The organism is Pseudoduganella aquatica (assembly GCF_009857595.1).
GTDB lineage: Bacteria > Pseudomonadota > Gammaproteobacteria > Burkholderiales > Burkholderiaceae_D > Rugamonas > Rugamonas aquatica_A.
In genome coordinates this window covers 83,321-103,338 of the sequence record NZ_WWCU01000005.1, presented here as the reverse complement: position 1 = coordinate 103,338, position 20,018 = coordinate 83,321, and the positions used below count along the sequence as shown (strand labels likewise).

Sequence of the window (20,018 nt, the reverse complement as noted above, 5' to 3'; positions counted from 1 at the left end):
TGGTGTTGCCCCTGCATTGCCCCGCCGGCCGCTTTTGTATCAAACTGTTTCTCCGCCGCCGCTACTTGCTGTGGCGCAGGATATACAAGCCGATACAAACGCTTGTTGGCCTTCCCCCGCCGAACTAAGGATAATTGGAGCATGGAACAAACTTCTACCATCCTGATCGTCGACGACGACCGCGATATCCGCTCCCTGCTGGCCGATTATCTGGAATCCAACGGCTATCGCGCCCAGTGCGCGGCGGACGGCACCGCCATGTGGAAACAGCTCGACGAAGCCCGTCCTGACCTGATCGTGCTGGACCTGAACCTGCCCGGCGACGACGGCCTGAGCCTGTGCCGCAAGCTGCGCGCCACCTCCTCGCTGCCGGTCATCATGCTGACCGCGCGCAACGAGCCGCTGGACCGCATCCTGGGCCTGGAAATGGGCGCCGACGACTACCTGCCGAAACCGTTCGAGCCGCGCGAACTGCTGGCCCGCATCCGCAGCGTGCTGCGCCGCAGCCACGCCATGCCGTCCAATGCCGGCTCCGACAAGGTGCAGCAGATGCGCTTTTCCAACTGGACGCTGGACCTGACCGCGCGCCATCTGGTCAATCCGGACGGCCTGGTCATTATGCTCTCGGGCGCCGAATTCCGCCTGCTGAAAGTGTTCCTGGAACACCCCAACCGCGTGCTCAACCGCGACCAGCTGCTGAACCTGACCCAGGGCCGCGACGCCGACCCCTTCGACCGCTCGATCGACATCCAGATCAGCCGCCTGCGCCAGAAGCTGGGCGAGGACGCGCGCGTGCCGCAAATCATCAAGACCGTGCGCAACGGCGGCTATGTGCTGGCCGGCGCCGTCAGCGTGGAGCCGCTGGCGTGAAAGATTTCCTCAGTTCGATGACGGGCCGTGTTTTTCTGGTGCTGCTGCTGGGCATCGTGGGCTCGGCCGCGCTGACGCATTACCTGGCCGTCACCGAACGCCAGCGCACGCTGGAGCGCTACCGCGACTCCTATGTGCTGGACCGCTCCGATGAAATCATTTCCACCATCAGCGTGGTGGCGCCGGACGCGCGCGCCGCCTACCTGAAAATCGTCAGCCAGGGCGGCCTGCGGCTGGAGGCGAGCGACGCCGCCATCGACACGGCGGCCCAGCCGACGCCGTTTTCCCGCCAGCTGTCCGCCCGCCTGGGCAAGGACTACGTGCTGGCGCCGCAGCCGGGCCGCCCGGCCGCCTGCGACGCGCCGCGCGAGATCAACTCCATCTTCGGCCCGGTCCAGTGGCGCGGCATCTGCGGCGTGGTGCACGTGGGCCTGCACGACGGCCAGGTGCTGCGCCTGACCGTGCTGCCGCCGCGTTCGCCGCCGCCCACCGGCCAGAACGAGCTGTTCAGCATTCTGCCTTTCCTGTTCAGCATAGTCGGCCTGGCCTACCTGGTCACCCGCATGGCCGTGCGCCCGCTGCAGAAGCTGGCGCAGGCCGCGAAAGACCTGGGCAACGACATCAACCATCCGCCGCTGGCCCTGAGCGGCGCCAGCGAAATCCGCCAGGCCAGCGCCGCCTTCAACGCCATGCAGGCGCGCATCCGCCAGCACATTTTCCAGCGCACGCAAATGCTGGCCGCCATCACCCATGACCTGCAGACCCCGCTCACGCGCATGCGCCTGCGGCTGGAAAAAGTCACCGACAGCGACCTGCAGCAAAAGCTGCTGGGCGACCTGTCGGCCACGCAGCAGATGGTGAAAGAGGGCCTGGACCTGGCGCGCAGCATGGACAGCACCGAGAACATGCAGGCGCTGGACCTCGACTCCCTGCTCGACAGCGTGTGCGCCGACGCCGCCGACGCCGGCCAGGACGTGACCCTGAAAGGCCGCGCCGCCATGGCCCTGATGGGCCGCCCGCTGGCGATCCGCCGCTGCCTGGTGAACCTGCTCGACAACGCCGTCAAATACGGCCACAGCGCCAGCGTGACGGTGGAGCGCATGGTGGGCGCGGCGCGCATCCGCATCCACGACGCCGGCCCCGGCATCGCCCCGGACCAGCTGGCCCAGGTGTTTGAACCCTTCTACCGCATCGAAACTTCCCGCTCGCGCGAATCCGGCGGCACCGGCCTCGGCCTGACCATCGCGCGCAACATCGCAGAACAGCACGGCGCCAGCATCGCGCTGGCCAACCACGCCAACGGCGGCCTGGAAGTGACCCTGGTGCTGCCCGAATATTACGCAGGGAAATAATTCCCGCATTGCAATAATCCAAGAAAAACCATGAAAAAGACGACACTGATAGTTCTGGTAGGCGCCGCCGCCGCAATAGGCGCGGGTGGCTGGTATTACGCGCAACCGGCGGCCGAGCCCGCCAAGCAGGCGGCCGGCCAGGGCCAAGGCGCAGGCAAGGGCGGCGGCCAGGGCCAGCAAGGCCCGACCACGGTCAACGTGGTGTCGCCGCAGCGCCAGGACGTGCCGGTGATGCTCACCGCCAACGGCACCGTGTCGCCCATCAGCACCGTGGACCTGCACCCGCAGACCACCAGCACCATCGTCAAGGTGCACATCAAGGAAGGCCAGTTCGTGAAGCAGGGCGAGCTGATGTTCTCGCTCGACAGCCGCAGCGAAAACGCCAATGTGGAAAAAGCCCAGGCCCAGGTGATGCGCGACCGCGCCACGCTGGCCGACCTGGAACGCCAGTACCAGCGCAGCATGGACCTGCTGGCGCAGAAATTCATCGCCCAGGGCGCGGTGGACACCCTGCGCAGCCAGGTCGAACAGGCGCGCGCCGTGCTCAACGCGGACCTCGCGGCCACCCAGGCCGTCAAGGTGGACGCCAGCTACACCAGCATCCGCGCCCCGATGACGGGCCGCGTGGGCGCCATCAACGTCTATCCGGGCAGCCTGGTGCAGCTGTCCACCTCGCTCACCACGGTGACCCAGCTCAACCCGATCAATGTGTCCTTCACCCTGCCGGAGAGCGCGCTGGCCGGGCTGCTGGCGGCCCAGCAGGCCGGCGCGGTGCCGGTGGAAGTGGACTCGGGCGGCAAGCAGTTCAAGGGCAAGCTGAGCTTTATCGACAACGCGGTCGACGCCATGGCCGGCGTGATACGCGTCAAGGCCCAGTTCGACAACAGCCAGACCCAGCTGTGGCCCGGCCAGTACGTCAACACCAGGCTGACCGTGCAAACGCTGAAAGATGCGCTGGTGGTGCCGCAAAACGCTATTATTAGCAATACCCGAGGTACTTTCGTGTACACGGTCGCCCCGGACCAGACCGCCGTGGTGGCCAACGTCAAGCGCCTGCACACCTTCGGCCCGTACGCCGCCGTGTCCGGCCTGAACGGCGACGAAAAGATCATCGTGGAAGGCAAACAGAACCTGCGCCCCGGCGGCAAGGTGCGCATCGCGGAGGCCGCGTCCGAGGGCAAGAAGAAGGGCGGCGGCGACGCAAAAAAGAAGGATAGCGCAGCATGAACCTGTCCGAATTGTGCATCCGCCGCCCGGTGATGGTGGTGCTGCTGTCGCTGAGCCTGATTTTGGCCGGCGTGCTGGCCTACGCCCACATCCCGGTCGCGGCGCTGCCCAGCTATAACACGCCGGTCATCAACGTCGGCGCCGACCTGCCCGGCGCCAGCCCGGAAACCATGGCGTCCTCGGTCGCGCTGCCGCTGGAGAAGCAATTCTCCACGATCGCCGGCCTGAGCATGATCACCTCCACCAGCACGCTGGGCAACACCTCGCTGACCCTGGAGTTCGACCCCAGCGTCAACGTCAACGAAGCGGCGGTCGACGTGCAGGCCGCGCTGCTGCGCGCCCAGCGTTCGCTGCCGCAGGAAATGACGGACTTGCCGTCCTACCGCAAGGTCAACCCGGCCGACGCGCCGGTGCTGTTCATGACCATGACCTCGCCGTCGCTCAGCTTGTCCGAGCTGAACGACTACGCGGAAAACCTGATCGCCCCCAGCCTGTCGACCCTGCCCGGCGTGGCCCAGGTCACCGTCAACGGCCAGAAGCGCTTCGCCGTGCGCGTGCGCGCCAAGGCCGACCTGCTGAACGCCCGCAACATGACGCTGGACGAGCTGGCCGCCGCCATCAAGGCCGCCAACGCCAACACCCCGCTGGGCATCCTGGACGGCCCCAGCCAGACCCTCACCATCCAGGGCAACGCCCAGCTGATGAAGGCGGCCGAGTTCGCGGAACTGATCGTCGCCACCCGCAACGGCCAGCCGGTGCGCCTGAAAGACGTGGCCGACGCCGAGGACAGCTACCAGTCCGTCAAGACCGCCGGCAGCTACAACGGCGAGCGCTCCATCGTGCTGCTGGTGCAGCGCCAGCCGGACGCCAACACCGTGCAGGTGGTGGACGGCGTGCGCCGTTTGCTGCCGCGCTTCCTGGCCCAGGTGCCGGCCTCGGTCAAGATCAACCTGGTCAACGACCGTTCCATTTCCATCCGTGAAGCCATCCACGACGTCAACCTGACGCTGGCGCTCACCGTGGTGCTGGTGGTGCTGGTGATCTTCCTGTTCCTGCGCAAGGCCGCCGCCACCTTCATCCCGGCCATCACCATGCCGATCTCGCTGCTGGGCGCGCTGTCGCTGCTGTACGCCTTCGGCTACAGCCTGGACAACGTGTCCCTGCTCGGCATCACGCTGGCCGTGGGCCTGGTGGTGGACGACGCCATCGTGGTGCTGGAAAACATCGTGCGCCATATCGAGATGGGCAAGAAGCCGCTGCAGGCCGCGCTGGTCGGCTCGCGCGAAATGGGCTTCACCATTATTTCCATTTCGATTTCGCTGGTGGCGGTGTTCATCCCCATCTTCTTCATGCCGGGCGTGATCGGCCTGCTGTTCCATGAATTCGCCGTGGTGGTGGCGCTGTCGGTGCTGGTGTCGGCGGTGGTGTCGCTGACGCTGGTGCCCATGCTGTGCGCGCGCCTGCTGCCGAACGAGGCGCACGAAGCCGAAGGCGACGACACCTTTATCGGCCGCTGGTTCGAAGCCGGCTTCTCGCGCCTGCGCAACGGCTACGCCAGCACGCTGGACATCGCCCTCAAGCACCGCTACGTGGTGCTGGCCCTGGCCATCGGCACCTTCGTGCTGACGGTGATCCTGTACGCCACCATTCCCAAGGGCTTCTTCCCGGAGGAAGACCTGGGCCAGATCCGCGTCACCACCGAAGCGGCCGAAGACATCTCGTCGGCCGCGTTGCTGGAACTGCAGGGCAAGGTGGCCGACGCCATCATGGCCGACCCGAATGTGCAGGACGTCACCTCCTTCGTCAGCGGCGGCAACGGCGGCCGCATGTTCCTGGTGCTCAAGCCGCGCGGCGAACGCGCCAAGATGCCGCAAGTGCTCGACAGCCTGCGCAAGGCCACCCGCAAAGTGCCCGGCATGTCCGTCTACATGAGCCCGGTGCAGAACCTGCAGCTGGGCGGACGCCCCAGCAAGAGCCGCTACCAGTACACCTTGCAGTCGGTCAGCCCGGACGCGCTCAACGACTGGGCCGGCAAGTTCCAGGAACGCATGCGCAACGACAACGACTTCCGCGACGTCACCAGCGACTCCCAGAACAAGGGCCTGCAGGCCTCGCTCAAGATAGACCGCGACAAGGCCAACACCCTGGGCGTGGAAATCAGCGCCATCCGCAGCGCGCTCTACCTTGCGTTCGGCGAGCGCCAGGTGTCCACCATCTACTCGTCCGCCGCCAGTTACTTCGTGATATTGGAAGCGGCCGCCGAGGACCGCCAGTTCGACGACGCGCTGACCAGGATCTCGGTGCGCAACAAGGCCGGCGCGCTGGTGCAGCTGTCCAGCTTTGCCAGCGTGGAACGCACCGTGGGGCCGACCTCGGTCAACCACCAGGGCCAGCTGCAGGCCATTACGCTGTCCTTCAACCTGGCGCCGGACGTGCCGCTGGGCGTGGCCACCAACAAGATCGACAAGATGGCGGTGGACATGGGTCTGCCCGCGTCCATCATCACCACCTACGGCGGCGACGCGGCCGTGTTCCAGAGCTCCCAGGGCAGCCAGCTGATCCTGATCATCGCCGCGCTGGGCGTCATTTATGTGCTGCTGGGCGTGCTCTACGAGAGCTATATCCACCCGCTGACCATCCTGGCCGGCCTGCCGTCGGCGGCGGTGGGGGCCTTGCTGACGCTGCGCATCTTCAACCTCGACCTGACCATGATCGCCATCATCGGCATCCTGATGCTGATCGGTATCGTCAAGAAGAACGCCATCATGATGATCGACTTCGCGCTGCACGCGCAGCGCAACGAAGGCATGCAGCCGGCCGAAGCCATCCGCGAAGCCTGCGTGTTGCGTTTCCGTCCCATCATGATGACCACGCTGGCCGCGTTGATGGGCGCGCTGCCCATCGCGCTCGGCCTGGGCGCCGGCGCCGAGCTGCGCCAGCCGCTGGGCCTGGCCGTGGTGGGCGGGCTGATCTTCTCGCAGGTGATCACGCTCTACATCACCCCGGTGATCTATCTCTTCCTCGACAAATACAGCGGCAGCGGCCCGATGGACGACGCGGCCCTGGTGGACGAGCCCGAACCGGCGAAGGGGCCGGTCGAGCTAAAAGCTGTCAGCCTCGCCAAGCACTGATATCATACTGCGGGCCGGAATAATTCCGGCCCGTTTAGTTTTGGGCGCGTGGCCGTCGCTACGCAAGCGCAACCTTTGTGATACATACGGTAACATCCATCAAGACCGAGTCCGGGTAAGCTGGGTGCTCTCTCTCGGGTGTTTGTACAGAAAGTCCGTTTATCTTGTTCCAGTTTAGCCACACCCACGGGGCCGACCATAGCCACGAATATTGCGAAGCATGCGGCCAGCGCCTGCCCCGTCCCGACGGCTACGGCTTTGGCGGGCCGCGCAAGCACAACCGCGTCGGCGTCGGCATCTCGATCGCGCTGCACCTGCTGATCGTGCTGTACTACCTGTTCCAGCCCAAGGACAAGATCACCATCAAGCCGCCCGCCAAGGAGGGGCAGATGGTGTGGGTGGCGCCGCTGAAGGACAAGCCGGCGCCGAAAGCCAAGCCCGAACCCAAGAAACCGGAAGTCGCGAAAGCGCAGCCGCAGCCGCGCCGGGAGAGCAAGGCCGTGGCCAAGAACGCGCCGCCCAAGCTGGAGACCTATGTGCCGCCGGTGCAGGCCACGATGAAGCCGCCGCCGACCCCGGCGGTGGAAGAGGACATGATGGCGCGCGTGGAAGCGGCCCGCAAGCGCCGCGCCGACGCCAATCCGCAGCCGGCGGCCGAGCCGCAGGAAAGCGATGCCGACCGCGCCAACCGCATCGCGCGCGCCAACATCATGGGCGCCATGGGCCGCAACGCGGCCGGCGAGCGGGAAGACACGGGCGGCATCTTCTCCATCGTCAACAAGTCGGGCCTGAGCGCGGACATCAAATTCCGCGGCTGGAACACGAACTTCAAGCGCCAGTGGTCGCAGCAGGTGCACGTGGAGCTGGGCACGGACATCGACATCGAGACGGCCATCGTGCGCCGCATGATAGATCTGATCCGCAAAGAGAAGCCGGGCGAGTTCCAGTGGGAATCGCACCGCCTGGGCAAGGTCATCACGATGAACGCCGGCAAGCAGTACCAGGGCGAACTGGAAGCCTTCCTGCTCAAGGAATTCTTCCCCAACTACCGCAGATAAAAAACGGGGCGCCTGAAGCGCCCCGTTTTGGTTTATGCCTTGAGCTTGCGCGCGATGTCGAGCGCGAAGTAGGTCAGCACGCCGTCGGCGCCGGCGCGCTTGAAGGCGAGCATGGATTCCATCATCACCTTGTCATGGTCCAGCCAGCCGTTTTGCGCGGCCGCCTTGATCATCGCGTATTCGCCGCTGACCTGGTAGGCGAAGGTCGGCACCTTGAACTCGTCCTTCACGCGCCGCACGATGTCCAGATAGGGCATGCCGGGCTTGACCATCACCATGTCGGCGCCTTCCTGCAGGTCCAGCGCCACTTCGCGCAGGGCTTCGTCGCTGTTGGCCGGGTCCATCTGGTAGGTGTTCTTGTCGCTCTTGCCCAGGTTCTTGGCCGAGCCCACCGCGTCGCGGAAGGGGCCGTAGAAGGCCGAGGCGTATTTGGCCGAGTAGGCCATGATGCGGGTGTGGATGTGGCCCTTGGCCTCCAGCCCGGCGCGGATGGCGCCGATGCGGCCGTCCATCATGTCCGACGGCGCCACGACGTCCACGCCGGCGTCCGCCTGGCACAGGGCCTGGCGCACCAGCATGTCGGTGGTGATGTCGTTGAGCACATAGCCGTGCTCGTCGATCAGGCCGTCCTGGCCGTGGCTGGTGTACGGGTCCAGCGCCACGTCGGTCAAAATGCCCAGCTGGGGGAAGGCTTGCTTGAGCGCGCGCACGGCGCGCGGCACCAGGCCGTCCGGGTTGGTCGCTTCAATGCCGTCCGGCGTTTTCAGCGCGGAATCGATCACCGGGAACAGCGCCAGCACGGGGATGCCCAGCGCCACGCATTCTTCCGCCACCTTCAGCAGCAGGTCCACCGACACGCGCTCCACGCCCGGCATCGACAGCACCGGCTCGCGCTGGTTCGCGCCTTCGAGGATGAAGACCGGGTAGATCAGGTCGGAGGCGGTGATGACGTTTTCGCGCATCAGGGCGCGCGAGAACGGGTCGCGGCGCATGCGGCGCATGCGGATGGCGGGGAAGGGCGTGTTGTGGGCCATGTCTGGTGTTGTCCTTTGCGTAATTAGTCTTCCGATGCGTCGTCCGATTCCTCGTCCGGCGTATCGATGCGTTCAGCTTGCGCGGCGGCGTCGTCCTCGGCCAGGCCGGCCAGTTCGACAATCTTGGCCGTGGCTTCTTCCAGGCCCACGCGCTTGAGCGCCGAGAACAGCTGCACGGTGAAGGGGAAGCCTTCGCCGTCCTCGTCCACGTAGCTGTCCAGCTTGGCTTGCGCCTGGCGCAGCACGGTGGTCGCCTCGCTGCGGGTGAGCTTGTCCACCTTGGTCAGGATGCAGTGGATGGGCTTGCCGGTGGGGGCGAACCATTCCAGCATCTGGATGTCCAGGTCGGTGAACGGGCGGCGCGAGTCCATGATCAGCACCAGCGCGGCGAGCTGCTCGCGCTGCTGCACGTAGTCGCCCAGCAGGCGCTGCCAGTACAGCTTGGTGTTGCCGGACACTTCGGCGTAGCCGTAGCCGGGCAAGTCCACCAGCATGGCCTGGATCTCGTCGACCTTGGTCGGGTCCTTGCGGTGCATCGCCACGTGGGCGCCGCCGATCGAGAAGAAGTTGATGTGCTGGGTGCGGCCCGGTGTCTTGGACGCGAATGCCAGCCCCTTCTGATTGCACAGGATATTGATGGAGGTCGACTTGCCGGCGTTGGAGCGGCCGGCGAAGGCGATTTCGGGCACCGTGGTATTTGGCAGTTCGCGCAAATGGTTCACGGTGGTAAAGAAGCGGGCTTGCCAGAGTTTGGACATGGGGAAGGGGTGGGCAGAAATGCAACAAAGAAAGCTAAAAGCGCGAAAAGCTATTGTACAATAAGGGGTTACGAATTGTTGCTATGCATAAAAGCAAGTAAAAATAATGCATCGCAGTCCCACCATTTTTTTCACTAGTCTCAGGGTGTTTGAATGAATCGTGCGTTTTCACCGTTGGTAAAGTCCTTGCTCCTCGCAGTGTTGGCCGTTTCGGGTGTGGCGTCGGCTGCCGAACATGCTGCTGCTCCTGCCAAAGCCGATCCCGCCAAAGGCGCCACCCTGTATGCCGACGGCGACAACGCCCGCGGCCTGCCGGCTTGCGTGTCCTGCCACGGCGCGTCGGGTAATTCCACCATTGCCGCCAACCCCAAGCTGGCCGGCCAGCCGGAAGCCTACCTGTACAAGCAACTGGTGAATTTCGCCTCGCCGTCGCGCAGCAACCCGGTGATGAGCACCTACGCCAAGATGCTGACCGAGGACGAAAAGAAAAACCTGTCGGCGTATCTGAGCACCCAGGCGCCTAAAGCGGGCGCTGCGAAGAATAAGGACACCATCGAGCTGGGCAAGAAGATCTACCGCGGCGGCATCGCCGAGAAGAACGTGCCTGCCTGCGCCAGCTGCCACGGCCCTGCCGGCGCCGGCATTCCAGCGCTGTACCCGCGCCTGGGCGGCCAGCACCAGGACTACACGGTAGCCCAGCTGACCACCTTCCGCACCGACGCGCGCAAGAACAGCGCCGAGATGAGCACCATCGCCAAGCGCCTGTCGGACGACGAAATGAAAGCCGTGGCCGATTATGTGGCCGGCCTGAAGTAATCTGTGTATTTCCGCGCCGATATGGCGCGTATCAGCTAATGCATATCAGAAAGAGGGCGGCCGCGTGAGCGGGCTGCCCTTTTTGTTGGTATTCTGCTGCCAGTCCATTGAGAGATAGTGTCCGTATGAGCACCACCAGTACCGCCGGTATCAAATTGAAAACAAGCCGGCCAGCGTTCGACGCAAGCGTCGAGCTGCTGTCGTCGATGCGTTTTGCCATCAGCCTGCTCACCATGATCGCCATCGCCTCGGTGATCGGCACCATCATGAAGCAGAACGAGCCGATGTCGAACTATGTGAACCAGTTCGGGCCGTTCTGGTTCGAGGTGTTCAGCAAGGCCGGCCTGTACGCCGTGTATTCGGCCTGGTGGTTCCTGGGCATTATGGGCTTCCTGGTGGTCTCCACCACCCTGTGCATCGTGCGCAACACGCCCAAGATGATGAAGGACATGCGCAGCTGGCGCGAGAACGTGCGCGAGCAGTCGCTGCTCAATTTCCACCACAAGAACGACTGGAACTCGCCGCTGCCGCGCGCCGCGCTGGCGCAGCAGATGGCGCAGCGCCTGGGCCACGCCGGCTACAAGGCCAAGATCGTCGAGAAGGAACACGCCACCCTGGTGACCGCCAAGCGCGGCGCCGGCGCCAAGTTCGGCTACATCTTCGCGCACACCGCCATCGTGGTGATCTGCATCGGCGGCCTGCTCGACTCGGACATGCCGATCCGCTTCCAGGAATGGTTCATGGGCAAGACCCCGTTCGCGGGCAGCGGCGTGATCGCCGACATTCCGGCCCAGCACCGCCTCGGCCTGGGCAATCCCACCTACCGCGCCAACACCGCCATTCCCGAAGGCCAGACCAGCAACACCGCCATCATCCCGCGCGCGGACGGCGTGCTGATCCAGGACCTGCCCTTCACCATCAAGCTCAACAAGTTCAATATCGACTTCTACAGCACCGGCATGCCCAAGCTGTTCGCCAGCGAAGTGGAAGTGCGCGACCATGAAACCGGCAAGATATTCAAGTCCGTGATCGAAGTGAACAAGCCGCTGATCTACAAGGGCCTGGCGGTCTACCAGTCCAGCTTCGAGGACGGCGGCAGCAAGCTCAAGCTCAAGGGCTACCCCATGGCGGGCGCAGGCAAGGACAGCTTCGACGTCGAGGGCGAGGTCAATTCCGCCACGCCGCTGGGCAAGGAATACAGCATAGAGTGGACCGGCTTCCGTCCCTTCAACGTGGAAAACATGGCGAGCCAGGACGCGCGCGGCGTGGCCAAGGGCGAAAAGCTGGAAGAGGGCTTTGCGCGCGGACTGCGCAGTTTGGATCGGCAGCTCGGTTCGGCGGCCAAGAACGCCAACAACAAGGATTTGAAGAACGTTGGCCCCAGCGTGCAGTACAAGCTGCGCGACCAGACCGGCCAGGCGCGCGAGTTCCAGAACTATATGCAGCCGGTGACGGTGGACGGCGCCACGGTGTTCCTGGCCGGCGTGCGCGCCAATCCGGGCGACCCGTTCAGCTATCTGCGCATTCCGGCCGACGACGAGCACACCGTCAAGGAGTGGATGCGCCTGCGCGCCGCGCTGCAGGACCCGGCCCTGCGCGCCGTCGCGGCCGAGCGCTATGCGCGCCGCGCCATGCCGGCCGGCGGCAGCGTTGCCAATTCGGCTGCCAGCCCGGCCGCCAGCGCCGGCGGCGCCGCGCTGCGCGGCCAGCTGGAGCAGTCGTCCGCGCGCAGCCTGAACATGTTTGCCGGCGCCGAAGCCGGGGACGCCAAGGACGGCAGCACGGCAGCAGGCTTCGTGGCCATCTCGCGCTTCCTGGAAAAAGTGCCGCCGGCCGAGCAGGAAAAGGCGGCCGACATCTTCATGAAGATCCTGAACGGCAGCATGTGGGAACTGTGGCAGGCCGCGCGCGAGAAGGACGGCCTGGCGCCGGTGGAGGGCAACGAGCTGCACGGCCGCTTCCTGCAGCTGGCCACCAACGCGCTGTCCGACGCCTCCTTCTACGGCGCCCCGGTCTACCTGCAGCTGGACGAATTCAACGAAGTCAAGGCATCGGTATTCCAGGTGACCAAGTCGCCGGGCAAGAACGTGGTCTATCTGGGCTGCCTGTTCCTGGTGCTGGGTGTGTTCTCCATGTTCTACATCCGCGAGCGCCGCCTGTGGGTATGGATCAAGGATGGCGGGGAGGGCGCGGGCGCCCATGCGCTGATGGCCATGAGCACGCAGCGCAAGACCCTCGATTTCGACAAGGAATTTGCAGACTTGAAGGAAAAACTGCCGCAATCGGCGTAAGCTGCATGGCATAAAGCAGTACTGGAGACCATTATGGAAATGACACAAACCCAAACCTACAGCCAGACGCCGGGCTACTTCAAGCGCCTGGGCATCTTCGACTGGCTGTTCGCGCTGGTGCTGGCCGGCGGCGCGCTGTTCGCGCTGAACCGCTACGGCGCCTATATGGACATCTACGAAAAAGTGATATTGCTGGCGGCCGCGCCCGCCTTCGCTGCGCTGGGCTGGCACTGGAAGCCGGTGCGCTGGTTCATGCCGCTGGCCTTCGCGCTGGCGCTGCTGGCCGTGGCCATGTACGACCACAGCCTGGACGCCGCCAACACCAGATTCTGGCTGAAATACATGCTGTCGAGCCAGTCCGCCATCTTGTGGATGAGCACCTTCTTCTTCCTGTCCACGCTGTTCTACTGGATAGGCCTGGCGGGGCGTTCCTCGATGGGCTTCGTGGTCGGCTCCAAGCTGTGCTGGGCCGCGCTGGTGATCGGCCTGACCGGCATGCTGGTGCGCTGGTACGAGTCCTACCTGATCGGCGCGGACGTGGGCCACATTCCCATTTCCAACCTGTACGAAGTGTTCATCCTGTTCTCGCTGATCACGGCCATGTTCTACCTGTACTACGAAGCCCACTACAAGACGCGCCAGCTGGGCGCCTTCGTGCTGCTGGTGATTTCGGCGGCGGTCGGCTTCCTGCTGTGGTACACCGTCTCGCGCGACGCGGCCGACATCCAGCCCCTGGTGCCGGCGCTGCAAAGCTGGTGGATGAAAATCCACGTGCCCGCCAACTTCATCGGCTACGGCACCTTCGCGCTGGCGTCCATGGTGGGCTGGGCCTACCTGCTCAAGCATGAAAAAATCCGCGTCCTGTGGCAGGCGCTGGTGATTGCGCCGCTGGTGCTGCTGGCGCTGGCATGGTTGATCGCCTTCGTGTCCGGCGCGGGCGACATCGTCATCAAGGGCATGGTCAACGCCAGCCGCTTCACCGCCGTGCTGGTGGTGCTGTTCGCCGTCACCAACCTGATGCGCGACCGCCTGGCAGCGCGCCTGCCGGACGCCGAAACGCTGGAAGACCTGATGTACAAGGCCATCTCGGCCGGCTTCGCCTTCTTCACCATCGCCACCATCCTGGGCGCGCTGTGGGCGGCCGAAGCCTGGGGCGGCTACTGGTCGTGGGACCCGAAAGAGACCTGGGCGCTGATCGTCTGGCTCAACTACGCGGCCTGGCTGCACATGCGGCTGATGTCCGGCCTGCGCGGCAAAGTGGCGGCCTGGTGGGCGCTGGTGGGCTTGCTGGTGACCACCTTCGCCTTCCTGGGCGTGAATATGTTCCTGTCCGGCCTGCATTCCTACGGCAAGCTGTAAGCCGCCGCAGCCCCTCCGCAAGCCCCCGGCCGCGCCTGCGTCCGGGGGCTTTTGTATTCCTGTGTATCCGCCGCGCAGGGCGAAACAGAGCACTACAAATCCCCGCTTCCCCCTTGGGGCCAGCTTCATTAATATCGGGATTAGTGTAAGGTTGTCTCTGTCCCGCCCGACAGAGCTGTCAGAAGCCCATTTACCACGGAGTTGCCATGTTGATCAAACGTAGCCCGAACGGCATAGAGTTGCCGTTTTCGTCAGAAATCACGCCGCGCGAGGTATTCGAGTCGCGCCGCAGTTTCATCAAGCAGCTGGCGGTGGGCTCCATCGCCGGCGGCGCGCTGCTGGAAATGGCCTCGCGGGAAGCGTTCGCCCAGGGCACGCCCGGCAAGCTGGGCGCCAAGCTGAACCCGTCCTACTCCGCGCTCGACAAGCAGACCGCGTTCAAGGACGCCAGCACCTACAACAACTTCTACGAATTCGGCACCGGCAAGGACGACCCGGCGCACAACGCCCACACGCTGAAGCCGCGCCCTTGGACGGTGAGCATCGAAGGCGAGATCAAAAAGCCGCTGACGCTGGACCTGGACCAGCTGCTCAAGCTGGCGCCGCTGGAGGAGCGCGTCTACCGCCTGCGCTGCGTGGAGGGCTGGTCCATGGTGATCCCGTGGGTGGGCTACTCGCTGTCCGAGCTGATCAAGAAGGTGGAGCCGACCGGCAACGCCAAATACGTGGAATTCATTTCGCTGGCCGACAAGGCGCAGATGCCGGGCGTGGGCAGCCGCGTGCTGACCTGGCCCTACCGCGAAGGCCTGCGCATGGACGAGGCCATGCACCCGCTGGCGCTGCTCACCCTGGGCATGTACGGCGACGTGCTGCCCAACCAGAACGGCGCGCCGGTGCGCATCGTCACGCCGTGGAAATACGGCTTCAAGTCGGCCAAGTCCATCGTCAAGATCCGCTTCGTCAAGGAGCAGCCGCGCACCGCGTGGAACGAGGCCGCGCCGTCCGAATACGGCTTCTACTCCAACGTGAATCCGGACGTGGACCACCCGCGCTGGTCGCAGGCGTCCGAGCGCCGCATCGGCGAAGACGGTTTCCTGGTGCGCAAGCGCAAGACGCTGATGTTCAACGGCTACAACGACGTGGCGCCGCTGTACGCCGGCATGGACCTGAAGAAGTTCTTCTGACATGGCCTTCAATCCCACCGCGAAGCAGGTGACCGCGCTGAAGGCCGTGGCCTTCGTGCTGTCGCTGCTGCCGTTTTTCAAGCTGGTCTGGCTCACGGCCAGCGGGCAGCTGGTCGAGCCGCTGCAATACATCACCCGCGCCACCGGCGACTGGACTTTGTACTTCCTGTGCATCACGCTGGCGGTCACGCCGCTGCGGCGGCTGAGCAAGTGGAACTGGCTGCTCAAGCTGCGCCGCATGGTGGGGCTGTACGCCTTCTTCTACGGCCTGCTGCACTTCACCACCTTCCTGTGGTTCGACCATTTCTTCGACGTGCAGGAAATGTTGAAGGACGTGCTGAAGCGGCCCTTCATCACGGTGGGCTTCATCGCCTTCGTGCTGCTGATACCGCTGGCCGTCACCAGCACCAACGGCATGGTGCGCCGCCTGGGCGGCAAGCGCTGGCAATGGCTGCACCGGCTGGTGTACGTGATCGCCCCGCTGGGCATCCTGCACTACTGGTGGATGAAAGCGGCCAAGCACGACTTCTCGCAGCCCATACTGTTCGGCCTGATCGTGCTGGCGCTGCTGGCCGTGCGCGTGTACTGGGCGCGCAGCAAGGCCGCCGCCAATACGCGGGCAGTGGGATCGGTTTAGTCTGTGGCGGCGCTTGGCGGGTTACGCACTGCGTGCTAACCCGCCCTACGAGGGTAGGGGCGGTGGCGATGCGTAGGGCGGGTTAGGCGCATGGCGCCGTAACCCGCCGCAGCGGCATTACTTGATCAGCGATTCCAGCGCGAACAGGTCGGCCGGGTTTTCGCGCTGGCGGACCAGGTGGACCTGGGCGCCGTCCACGATCAGCTCGGCGGCGCGGCCGCGCGTGTTGTAGTTGGACGCCATCGTCATGCCGTAGGCGCCGGCCGTCTTCATCACCAGCAGGTCGCCCGGGGCGATCGCCAGCGCGCGGTCGCGCGCCAGCCAGTCGCCCGATTCGCAGATCGGCCCCACCACGTCGAACGTGCCCACCGGCGCGTCGCCCTGCACCACCGGCTGCATGTCCATCCAGGCCTGGTACAGCGCCGGACGCGCCATGTCGTTCATGGCCGCGTCGACGATGCAGAAGTTCTTCTCTTCGCCGTGCTTGATGAATTCCACCTTGGTCAGCAGCACGCCGGTGTTGCCCACGATGGAGCGGCCCGGCTCGAAAATCACCTTGATGCCCTTGCCGCCATGGCTGGCTGCGCGCCAGGCGTCGATGCGCTTGAACACGCGGCCCAGGTAGTCGCCCACCGGCACCGGCGCGCCGTCTTCCTCGTCGCCGTAGTCGATGCCGATGCCGCCGCCCAGGTCCAGGTGGTGCAGGTGGATGCCTTCCGCGCCCAGCGCGTCGATCAGTTCAATCAGCTTGTCCAGCGCTTCCAGCAGCGGCGCGTCGTCCAGCAGCTGCGAGCCGATGTGGCAGTCGATGCCGGCCACGTTCAGGTGCGGCAGCTGGGCTGCGGCGCGGTAGGTGGCCAGCGCGTCGGTGAAGGCCACGCCGAATTTGTTGGCCTTCAGGCCGGTGGCGATGTAGGGGTGGGTCTTGGCGTCCACGTTGGGGTTCACGCGCAGCGACACGCGCGCCTTCTTGCCCATGCTGCCGGCCACGTCGTTCAGGCGGTGCAGCTCCGGGATCGATTCCACGTTGAAGCACAGGATGTCGTGTTCCAGCGCCAGGCGCATTTCCTCCATGCTCTTGCCCACGCCCGAGAAGATCACCTTCTGCGGGTCGCCGCCGGCCGCGATCACGCGCAGCAGCTCGCCGCCGGACACGATGTCGAAGCCCGCGCCCTGGCGCGCCAGCAGGTCCAGGATGGCCAGGTTGGAATTGGCTTTCATGGCGTAGCACACCAGCGCGTCGCGGCCCTGGCAGGCATCAGCGTATGATGCAAAGTTATCGAGCAGCTGCGCTTTGGAATACACGTAAGCAGGCGTGCCGTACTGTTCGGCGATGGCGCTCAGCGAAACGCCCTCGGCGTGCAGCACGCCGTTCTGGTAAGAAAATTGCGACATGGAGTAGTTTATTGTTGGGATGCGGGGGGAGTCGAAGGCACGGGGGCGGACGGCGGCGCCACGCCGGGCTTGCCCTGGGTATTGGCAGAGGCGGGTTTGGCGGGCTGTTTGGGTAGGTACAGCGGGCCGGTCTGGCCGCAGCCGCCCAGCAGGGCGGCGGTGCAGGCCAGCGCAGTGAATTGCAGCGCTAATGTGGACTTCACGATTAAAATCACAGTTTGACTAGAGAGCTTGGAGTGTAGCATGACCGAAACAGAATTTTTGACCCTGGCCGACGCCACCCTGAACACCATCGAAGCCGCGCTGGACCGCCTGAACGACCAGGACATGGTGGACGTGGAATGCAAGCGCAGCGGGAATGTGCTGGAAATCGAGTTCATCGACAACGGCTCCAAGGTCATCGTCAACAGCCAGGCGCCGATGCAGGAGCTGTGGGTGGCGGCCCGTTCCGGCGGCTTCCACTACAAGCGCATCGACGGCAAATGGATCAACACGCGCGACGGCTCCGAGCTGTTCGCCGCGCTGTCCGAGATCACCACGGCCCAGGGCGGCGCCCCGGTCGTCATCAGCGCAGCGTAGTTTTCAGCAGGCGCGCGGCGGCCGCGTCCAGCACGCTGTCGCCGCCGCCGCTGAGCTGGTCGCTCAGCCGGGCCGGCATCGCCACGTCGGGCTGCACGCCCTTGCCGTCGTACAGCTGTCCAGTGCTGGTGAAGGACGCCATCTGGCACAGCTGCATCTGCAGCCTGGAATGCGGCAAGGTGTAGTCGGCCATGCGGCCGCTGCCGCCGCCGCTGGCCATACCCATCAGCGTCACATTCGGATGGCCCTTGAGCGCGCCCAGGAAGGTGTCGGTGGCGCTGAAGGACGACTCGTCCAGCAGCACGATCACCGGCTTGCCGTAGACCCCGTGCGCGCCGTCCCCGGGCCGCACCGCCATCACATGCCAGTCGCTGAACTTGCCTGCCGGAGGCTGCCACGCGGGCTGCCAGCCGGCCAGGAAGGCGCGTACCTGCTGCGCCTCTTCCGCCGTCCACACCGGGCTGCCGGCCGGATACAGGCCGCGCCCTTCCATGCCCAGGAAGCCGCCCCGGTTGGGCTCGGGCAGGGCCAGCGGCATGCGGTAGGCCGCCACGTTGATGATCTTCATGGGATCGCCCGGCTTCATCAGCCAGGGCAGCAGGGTCTGGATGGCGTCCACGGTGCCGCCGCCGTTGCCGCGCACGTCGACAATCAGGCCGTGCGTGCCGCTGAATTTCTCCATCCAGCCGTCTATCTGCTTGACCATGGCCGGGCCGTGCTCCATGGAAGCCAGGCGCAGATAGCCCAGATTGTCGGCCCGCAGTGCGGATTCGCCGGCCGGCCACTGCGGCGGCGCGGGCGGATTGCTGCGCTCCAGGGCGACCGGCAGGCGCGCTTCGGTGCCGTCGGACGAGGCCAGCGTGAGCTCAAACGCGCCGCCCGGCTGCTGCAGCTGGCGCGCCACCATGCCCAGCCTGCGCAGCTGTTCCAGCGCCAGGACGCGGCGGTATTGCGGCGAAGCCTGTTCGACGACGGCCTCGGCGGCGGCCAGCCAGCGCGCCACCGGCAGGCCGTTGATGGCCGCAACGTAGGGATGGGCCGGGTCGAGCAGGGCGCTGCGGTCGTACTTGAGCGCGGCCACGCGTTCGCCGTCCATGACGAAGCGCACGGCGGCGCGCGGTTCGCTGATGCGCTGCACGCGGCTGTGCGGGTCGCCGAACACGGACAGCACGCGGCCCACGCGGTGCGCGAAGGTGTCCGCGTTGAGGTCGGTGGTGATGCTGGCGCGCAGCGCGTCCAGGGCGCCGCGGTAGTCGGCGCCACGCCGTTCCAGGTAGGAATAGCAGTTTTCCAGTATCAGTTCCAGGTCGTCCACGTCGGCCAGCAGGTCGGCGCGCCGCAGCATGGGGCCGCCGGTGCGCTCCGGCGTGTCGGCAATGAAGCGCCACTGCTCGGCGATGGCCGCCGGCAGCGGGCGCGGCGCCGGGCGGATGGGCAGGTCTTTGCGGGCCGCCACGCGGGCGCGTATCCACGCGTGCACCACGGCCATATCGTCCGGCGCGGCGGCGCGGGTGCGGTCCAGCAGTCGCACGTAGCGCGGGTCGCGCGCGGAACCGCCGCCGGCGAGTAAGGCGGACGCGCCCGCCATGGCCAGCTGCGCATAGCCCGCGCGCGCCGGATCGAGCCGCAGCAGCAGGTTCAGCGCCTTGTCGGCATTGCCTTCGGCCAGCGCCGCGTAGGTGTCGGGGTAGAGGTCGGCGGGCGGCGTTTCGCCCGGCGCGTAGGCGCGCACTTCCAGGTCGAACACGATGTCGCTGCTGGTGGGGCCGGACTGGTGGATTTCCACCGCCAGCACATTGGCGCCCTTGCGGATGGGCAGGGCGGCGGCTGGCGCCAGGTGGCGCCGGTATTCGATTTCGCCGTAGCCGTCGATGGCCTTGAGCGCCGTGGTGCGCGCGCCGACGGGGCCGGGCGGCATATTGCTGCGCTGGATTTCCACGCCGTTCCAGTACACCACGGCGCCGTCGTCGCGCCGCAGGTCCAGCGTCAGCAGGGCCACTTGCGCCGGGTCGGCCACGTTGACCGTGCGGCGGAAGTAGGTGGTGATCGGTTTGGCTTCGGGCGCGGCGCCGAAGGAGACCGTGGTGTTGGCGCTGTCCGTTCGCCCGTAGCCCAGCGGGGCGGCGCCGGTTTTCCAGCCTGCGGCGGCCATGTCCGCCGACGCGCTGTTCCAGTCCGGCGCGGCGGGTTTGCCCGCGTCCAGGTATTGCCAGGCGCTGGCGGCGCCCGCTGCGGCGAGCAGCTCCGCGGCCCCTGCGTGTTGAACGGCCTGCAGCCCGGACAGGGCCAGCAGGGTGGAGGACAACAAGCGGGGCAACTGCTTCATG

16 protein-coding genes are annotated in these 20,018 nt (G+C 65.8%); 11 read left to right on the top strand and 5 right to left on the bottom strand.

Going from position 1 to position 20,018, the window contains the following annotated elements; translation table 11 throughout:
- Positions 1-141 precede the first annotated feature (141 nt).
- From GTP77_RS06785 to GTP77_RS06765, 5 genes are all read left to right on the top strand, one after another.
- On the top strand, positions 142-870 hold the full coding sequence (locus tag GTP77_RS06785; protein ID WP_161071420.1) for a response regulator: 729 nt from the start codon (positions 142-144) through the stop codon (positions 868-870).
- Complete coding sequence (locus GTP77_RS06780; protein ID WP_228894526.1) at positions 867-2,222, top strand: ATP-binding protein; 1,356 nt, start codon at positions 867-869, stop codon at positions 2,220-2,222. The genes GTP77_RS06785 and GTP77_RS06780 overlap by 4 nt, the downstream gene beginning before the upstream one ends.
- Before the next feature lie 30 nt (positions 2,223-2,252).
- Entirely contained in the window at positions 2,253-3,449 is a 1,197-nt protein-coding gene (locus GTP77_RS06775; RefSeq protein ID WP_161071419.1) for an efflux RND transporter periplasmic adaptor subunit, read from the top strand.
- A complete protein-coding gene (locus tag GTP77_RS06770; RefSeq protein WP_161071418.1) occupies positions 3,446-6,580 on the top strand; it encodes an efflux RND transporter permease subunit in 3,135 nt (1,044 codons plus the stop codon). The genes GTP77_RS06775 and GTP77_RS06770 overlap by 4 nt, the downstream gene beginning before the upstream one ends.
- Before the next feature lie 164 nt (positions 6,581-6,744).
- A complete protein-coding gene (locus GTP77_RS06765; protein WP_228894527.1) occupies positions 6,745-7,638 on the top strand; it encodes a cell envelope integrity TolA family protein in 894 nt (297 codons plus the stop codon).
- Between the two features lie 32 nt (positions 7,639-7,670).
- On the opposite strand, the gene hemB is transcribed toward GTP77_RS06765, so the two are convergent.
- The gene (gene hemB / locus GTP77_RS06760; protein WP_161071417.1) at positions 7,671-8,672 is read right to left on the bottom strand and encodes a porphobilinogen synthase; all 1,002 of its coding nucleotides are present in this window, start codon (positions 8,670-8,672) and stop codon (positions 7,671-7,673) included.
- Positions 8,673-8,695: 23 nt separating this feature from the next.
- Entirely contained in the window at positions 8,696-9,430 is a 735-nt protein-coding gene (gene yihA, locus GTP77_RS06755; RefSeq protein WP_161071416.1) for a ribosome biogenesis GTP-binding protein YihA/YsxC, read from the bottom strand.
- Positions 9,431-9,583: 153 nt separating this feature from the next.
- Here yihA and GTP77_RS06750 point away from each other — a divergent pair, with 153 nt between their 5' ends.
- From GTP77_RS06750 to msrQ, 5 genes are all read left to right on the top strand, one after another.
- Positions 9,584-10,246, top strand: coding sequence for a c-type cytochrome (locus GTP77_RS06750; protein WP_161071415.1), 663 nt, complete (start codon positions 9,584-9,586; stop codon positions 10,244-10,246).
- 125 nt (positions 10,247-10,371) lie between these two features.
- The gene (locus tag GTP77_RS06745; protein ID WP_161071414.1) at positions 10,372-12,537 is read left to right on the top strand and encodes a cytochrome c biogenesis protein ResB; all 2,166 of its coding nucleotides are present in this window, start codon (positions 10,372-10,374) and stop codon (positions 12,535-12,537) included.
- Between the two features lie 33 nt (positions 12,538-12,570).
- Positions 12,571-13,896: a c-type cytochrome biogenesis protein CcsB gene (gene ccsB, locus GTP77_RS06740; protein ID WP_161071413.1), complete on the top strand. Its 1,326-nt coding sequence runs from the start codon at positions 12,571-12,573 to the stop codon at positions 13,894-13,896.
- A gap of 206 nt (positions 13,897-14,102) precedes the next feature.
- Positions 14,103-15,080, top strand: a complete 978-nt coding sequence (gene msrP, locus GTP77_RS06735) for a protein-methionine-sulfoxide reductase catalytic subunit MsrP (protein WP_161071412.1) — start codon at positions 14,103-14,105, stop codon at positions 15,078-15,080.
- Position 15,081: 1 nt separating this feature from the next.
- Complete coding sequence (gene msrQ / locus GTP77_RS06730; RefSeq protein WP_161071411.1) at positions 15,082-15,717, top strand: protein-methionine-sulfoxide reductase heme-binding subunit MsrQ; 636 nt, start codon at positions 15,082-15,084, stop codon at positions 15,715-15,717.
- Positions 15,718-15,834: 117 nt separating this feature from the next.
- Here msrQ and lysA read toward each other — a convergent pair whose 3' ends face one another.
- Together lysA and lptM are read right to left on the bottom strand one after the other, a co-directional pair.
- Complete coding sequence (gene lysA, locus GTP77_RS06725; protein ID WP_161071410.1) at positions 15,835-17,112, bottom strand: diaminopimelate decarboxylase; 1,278 nt, start codon at positions 17,110-17,112, stop codon at positions 15,835-15,837.
- Positions 17,113-17,120: 8 nt separating this feature from the next.
- The gene (lptM, locus tag GTP77_RS30560) at positions 17,121-17,315 is read right to left on the bottom strand and encodes an LPS translocon maturation chaperone LptM (protein WP_228894532.1); all 195 of its coding nucleotides are present in this window, start codon (positions 17,313-17,315) and stop codon (positions 17,121-17,123) included.
- Positions 17,316-17,355: 40 nt separating this feature from the next.
- On the opposite strand from lptM, the gene cyaY reads away from it, so the two are divergent.
- The gene (gene cyaY / locus GTP77_RS06715; RefSeq protein ID WP_161071408.1) at positions 17,356-17,691 is read left to right on the top strand and encodes an iron donor protein CyaY; all 336 of its coding nucleotides are present in this window, start codon (positions 17,356-17,358) and stop codon (positions 17,689-17,691) included.
- On the opposite strand, the gene GTP77_RS06710 is transcribed toward cyaY, so the two are convergent.
- A complete protein-coding gene (locus GTP77_RS06710) occupies positions 17,678-20,017 on the bottom strand; it encodes a S41 family peptidase (protein WP_161071407.1) in 2,340 nt (779 codons plus the stop codon). The genes cyaY and GTP77_RS06710 overlap by 14 nt on opposite strands.
- Between the last annotated feature and the right edge of the window lies 1 nt (position 20,018).